At 72.7% G+C, this 4,640-nt stretch carries 5 protein-coding genes; all 5 read left to right on the forward strand.

Features of this window, described 5'->3' with window-relative positions; all coding sequences use genetic code 11:
* Nucleotides 1-562 precede the first annotated feature (562 nt).
* A complete protein-coding gene (locus tag H5J33_RS24315; RefSeq protein WP_181797013.1) occupies nt 563-1,531 on the forward strand; it encodes a complex I subunit 1 family protein in 969 nt (322 codons plus the stop codon).
* A complete protein-coding gene (locus tag H5J33_RS24320; protein ID WP_181797014.1) occupies nt 1,532-2,083 on the forward strand; it encodes an NADH-quinone oxidoreductase subunit I in 552 nt (183 codons plus the stop codon).
* Nucleotides 2,080-2,658 (forward strand): NADH-quinone oxidoreductase subunit J, encoded by a 579-nt coding sequence (locus tag H5J33_RS24325; protein WP_181797015.1) that lies wholly within the window; start codon nt 2,080-2,082, stop codon nt 2,656-2,658. Before H5J33_RS24320 ends, H5J33_RS24325 begins: the two co-directional genes overlap by 4 nt.
* Entirely contained in the window at nt 2,658-3,038 is a 381-nt protein-coding gene (gene nuoK / locus H5J33_RS24330; protein ID WP_181797016.1) for an NADH-quinone oxidoreductase subunit NuoK, read from the forward strand. Before H5J33_RS24325 ends, nuoK begins: the two co-directional genes overlap by 1 nt.
* The coding region (locus tag H5J33_RS24335; protein WP_181797017.1) for an NADH-quinone oxidoreductase subunit L at nt 3,035-4,640 on the forward strand (1,606 nt) is incomplete at its 3' end. The genes nuoK and H5J33_RS24335, both read left to right, overlap by 4 nt.

Below are 4,640 nucleotides of genomic sequence, written 5' to 3' on the forward strand. Positions count from 1 at the left end.
CCTGGCACCACGCCCGCCCGGCCTTCGACGAGCCGGAACCGGAGCCGGAACCGGAGCCGGAGCCCCGAAAGACCACCGAACCGGCACGGACCGGGCAGCCGGAGCGCACGGAGAAGCCGGAGAGCACCGGGGGACTGGAACCCGAGCGGGCTGCGGAGCCGGAACGGACCAGGGGACCCGAGCCCGAGCGGGCTGCGGAGTCGGAGCCGGGGCGGGCTGCGGAGCCGGAGCCGAAGGGTGAGCCGCGACCGGCGCCCGAGCGGCAGCCGGCGCCGAGGGCTGAGCAGCAGTCGGCAGCGCAGCCTGAGCAGCAGTCGGCAGTGCGGCCTGAGCCCGACTCACAGCCTGAGCCGGAATCACGGCCTGAGCCCGACTCGCAGCCGGACCCGGGCTCACAGCGCGCGCCGGAATCGCGACCGGCACCGGATCAGGCCCAGCCAGCCGAACCCGGCCCCGTCGCCGAGCCCGGCCACCCCCACGCGCCCCGCACCCCGTCCACCCCCGACGACACCGACCCCGACCCCCGTACCGGTACCGCCCCCGACCCCGCAGGAGGCCCGCAGTGAACGACGTGCTGGACGTCGCGCTGCGACTCCTCGTCGTGTTCGCCGTCTTCCTGACCTTCCCGCTGATCGTCGGCCAGACCGAGCACAAGGTGATGGCGCACATGCAGGGCCGCCTCGGCCCGATGTACGCGGGCGGATTCCACGGCTGGGCCCAGCTGATCGCCGACGGCGTGAAGTTCGCGCAGAAGGAGGACGTGGTCCCGGCGGGCGCCGACCGCCGTGTCTTCCAGCTCGCCCCCGCCGTGGCCCTGCTGCCGTACCTCCTCGTCCTGCTCGCCATCCCGATCGGCCCGGGCGAGGGCGCCGTCGGCCAGGTCCTGGACGCCGGCGTGTTCTTCGTGCTCGCGGTGATGGGCGTCGGCGTGCTCGGCTCGCTGATGGCCGGCTGGGCCAGCGCCAACAAGTTCTCCCTGCTCGGCGGTCTGCGCACGGCCGCCCAGCTGCTCTCCTACGAACTGCCGATGCTGCTGGCGGCGGCCTCCGTCGCGATGGCGGCCGGCACCGTCTCCCTGCCCGGCATCCTGCACGCCTTCCACTGGTGGTGGCTGCCGTGGCAGATCGTCGGCGCGGTCGTCTTCTTCGTCGCCGGACTCGCCGAACTGCAACGCCCGCCGTTCGACATGCCGGTCGCCGACTCCGAGATCATCTTCGGCGCGTACACCGAGTACACCGGTCTGCGCTTCGCCCTGTTCCTGCTCGCCGAGTACGCCGGCATCGTCGTCCTGTGCGGCCTGACCACCGTCCTCTTCCTGGGCGGCTGGCACGGTCCGTGGGGCGCCGACGGCCTCGGCTGGGTGTGGACCCTGCTGAAGACCGCGATCCTCGCCTTCCTCGTGATCTGGCTCCGCGTGACCTACCCGCGGCTGCGCGAGGACCAGCTCCAGAAGCTGTCCTGGACCCTCCTCGTCCCCCTCTCCCTCGCCCAGATCGCCCTCACCGGCATCGTCAAGGTGGTGATCTCCTAAATGGCCCCCATCCCCGGCTCCGGCCTCGCCAAGGGCCTGGCCGTCACCCTGCGCACGATGACGAGGAAGACCGTCACCGAGCAGTACCCGGACGCCCTGCCCGAGCTGCCGCCCCGCACCCGCGGGGTGATCGGGCTCTTCGAGGAGAACTGCACGGTCTGCATGCTGTGCGCCCGCGAGTGCCCGGACTGGTGCATCTACATCGACTCCCACAAGGAGACCGTCCCGCCCGCCGCCCCCGGCGGCCGGGAGCGCAGCCGCAACGTCCTCGACCGGTTCGCGATCGACTTCTCCCTGTGCATGTACTGCGGCATCTGCATCGAGGTCTGTCCTTTCGACGCGCTGTTCTGGTCCCCGGATTTCGAGTACGCCGAGACCGACATCCGCGACCTCACCCACGAGCGGGACAAGCTCCGCGAGTGGATGTGGACCGTGCCGGCCCCGCCCGCCCTGGACCCCGGCGCCGAGGAGCCCAAGGAGATCGCCGCGGCCCGCAAGACCGCCGAGAAGCTGGCCGCCGCGCAGGCACAGCCGGGGGAGGGCACGTCGTGACGCTCGCCCAGACCTCGCACGGCTTCCTGTCCCCGGCCGGCGTCGAGATCGCCTTCCTGCTCGTCGGCCTGGTCACCCTCGGCGCCGCGCTGGTCACCGTCACCACCCGGCAGCTGGTGCACGCCGCCCTGTGGCTGGTGGTCGCGCTCGGCGGCCTCGCCGTGGAGTACCTGCTGCTCACGGCCGAGTTCATCGCCTGGGTTCAGGTGCTGATCTACGTCGGCTCCGTCGTCGTCCTCCTGCTGTTCGGCCTGATGCTCACCAAGGCGCCCATCGGCCGCTCCCCGGACGCCGACTCCGGCAACCGCGTGGCCGCCCTGACCGTCGCGGCGGCCGCCGCCGTCGCCCTGGTCTGGGTGGTCGTGGACGCCTTCCGCACCACCTGGATCGACCTGGACGGCCCGGCCGCCGGCACCACCGAGGTCACCGGCGCGAGCCTGTTCCGGCACTGGGTGCTGCCGTTCGAGGCGCTGTCCGTGCTGCTGCTCGCGGCACTGGTCGGCGCGATCGTGCTGTCCCGCAAGGCCAAGGCCGGCGACCTGCCCGCGGCCCCCGGGAAGGAAGGCGCCCGCTGATGCACCTCGCCTATCCCGCCGTACTCTCCGCCCTCCTGTTCTGCACCGGCCTGTACGGCGTCCTCGCCCGCCGCAACGCGATCCTGGTCCTGATGTCGGTCGAGCTGATGCTCAACGCCGTCAACCTCAACCTGGTCGCCTTCGACGTGTGGCTCAGCCGGACCGCGCGGGAGACCCTGCACTCCGGCCAGGCACTGACCCTGTTCACCATCGCCGTCGCCGCCGCCGAGATCGGCATCGGTCTGGCCATCGTGCTCGCGGTGTACCGCAACCGCGGCACCTCCGACATCGACAAGCTCCGCGACACCGCCGAGGGCCCCGACGCGGAAGGCCCCGACGGCGATCACCCCGCGGCCGAGAAGGCTGAGGCCACCGCGTGACCACGACCACCCTCGCCGTCCTCGTCCCCCTCCTGCCGTTCCTGGGCGCCGCCGCCGGCCTGCTGCTCGGCCGCACCGCCCCCGGGTTCGTCCGCCCGCTCGCCGTGCTCCCGCCGCTGGCCGCGCTGGTCCTGGCCGTGCTGGTCGCCGTGCGCCAGGGCGGCGGCACGGCCGTGGACGCCCACACCGAGCTGACGCCCACCGGGTCCGTGCCCATCGAGCTGGCCCTGCACATCGACGGTTTCGCCGCGCTTGTCGCCGTCCTGGTCGCCTGCGTCGCGGCCTGCGTGCAGATCTACTCCACCGGCTATCTGCGCCACGACCCGCGCTACCCGTCGTACGCCGCGCTCGTCTCCCTGTTCACCTCCGCGATGCTCCTGGTCGTCTACTCCGGCGACCTGATCGTGCTGCTGGTCGGCTGGGAAGTGATGGGCATCTGCTCCTACTTCCTGGTCGGCCACTACTGGGAGACCCCCGAGGCCCGCGCCGCCTCCCTGAAGGCCTTCCTCGTCACCAAGCTCGGTGACGTGCCGTTCCTGATCGGCCTGTTCGCGCTGGCCGGCGACGCCGGGTCGTTCCGGCTCACCCGGATCCTCGGCGCCGTCACGAGCGGCGGCATCGGCCACCCGACGCTGGTGGCGCTGCTGCTGCTCGCGGGCGTCGCGGGCAAGTCGGCGCAGTTCCCGCTGCACACCTGGCTCCCGGACGCGATGGCGGGCCCGACGCCCGTCTCCGCGCTGATCCACGCCGCGACGATGGTCGCCGCCGGTGTCTACTTCATCGCCCGTCTCCTCCCGCTGTTCGAGGCCTCCCGGGCCGCGATGGTGGTCCTCGCCGTCATGGCCGCCGTCACGATGGCCGGCTCCGCCCTCGCCGCGCTCGCCCAGGACGACATCAAGCGCGTCCTCGCCTACTCGACCGTGGGCCAGCTCGGCTACATGACCGGCGCCCTCGCCGTCGGCGACCGCGGTGCCGCCGTCTTCCACCTCCTTACGCACGGTGCCTTCAAGGCGCTGCTGTTCCTCGCGGCCGGCGTCGTCATCCACGCCGCCGGCACCAACTCGCTGGCCGCCATGTCCCGCATGCGGGGCCTGCGCGACCGGGTCCCGGACGCCTACTGGACGATGACCGTGGCGCTGCTCGCGCTCGCCGCGATCCCGCCGTTCAGCGGCTTCTTCTCCAAGGAGTCCGTGCTCGCCGCCGCCGAGCACGTCACCCGGGGCCACACCGGGCACGCCCCCGCCGCGGCCGGCTGGATCGTGCTCGTCACCGGCCTCGTCACCGCGCTGCTCACCGCGGCGTACGCCGCCCGGCTGTGGCTGCTGGCCTTCCGGGGCCGGGGCACCGAGGCCCCCGATCTTCCCCAAGCTCTCAACTCCGCCCGAGCAGGGGAGACCCCAACCCGCGAGCCGCTCGCCATGACCGTGGTGCTCTGGGTCCTCGCGATCCCCTCCCTCGCCTTCGGCGGGCTCGCCTACCGCGTCCTGCCCGACTGGTTCGACGGCCGCGATCTGACCCCGACCCTGCTCACCTCCATCCTCGGCACGGGCCTCGCCCTGGTCGGCGGGCTGCTCACCTACGGCGCCTGGCAGCGCACCACCA

It is taken from the genome of Streptomyces sp. WELS2 (assembly GCF_013870595.1).
In the GTDB taxonomy this organism is placed as follows: domain Bacteria; phylum Actinomycetota; class Actinomycetes; order Streptomycetales; family Streptomycetaceae; genus Streptomyces.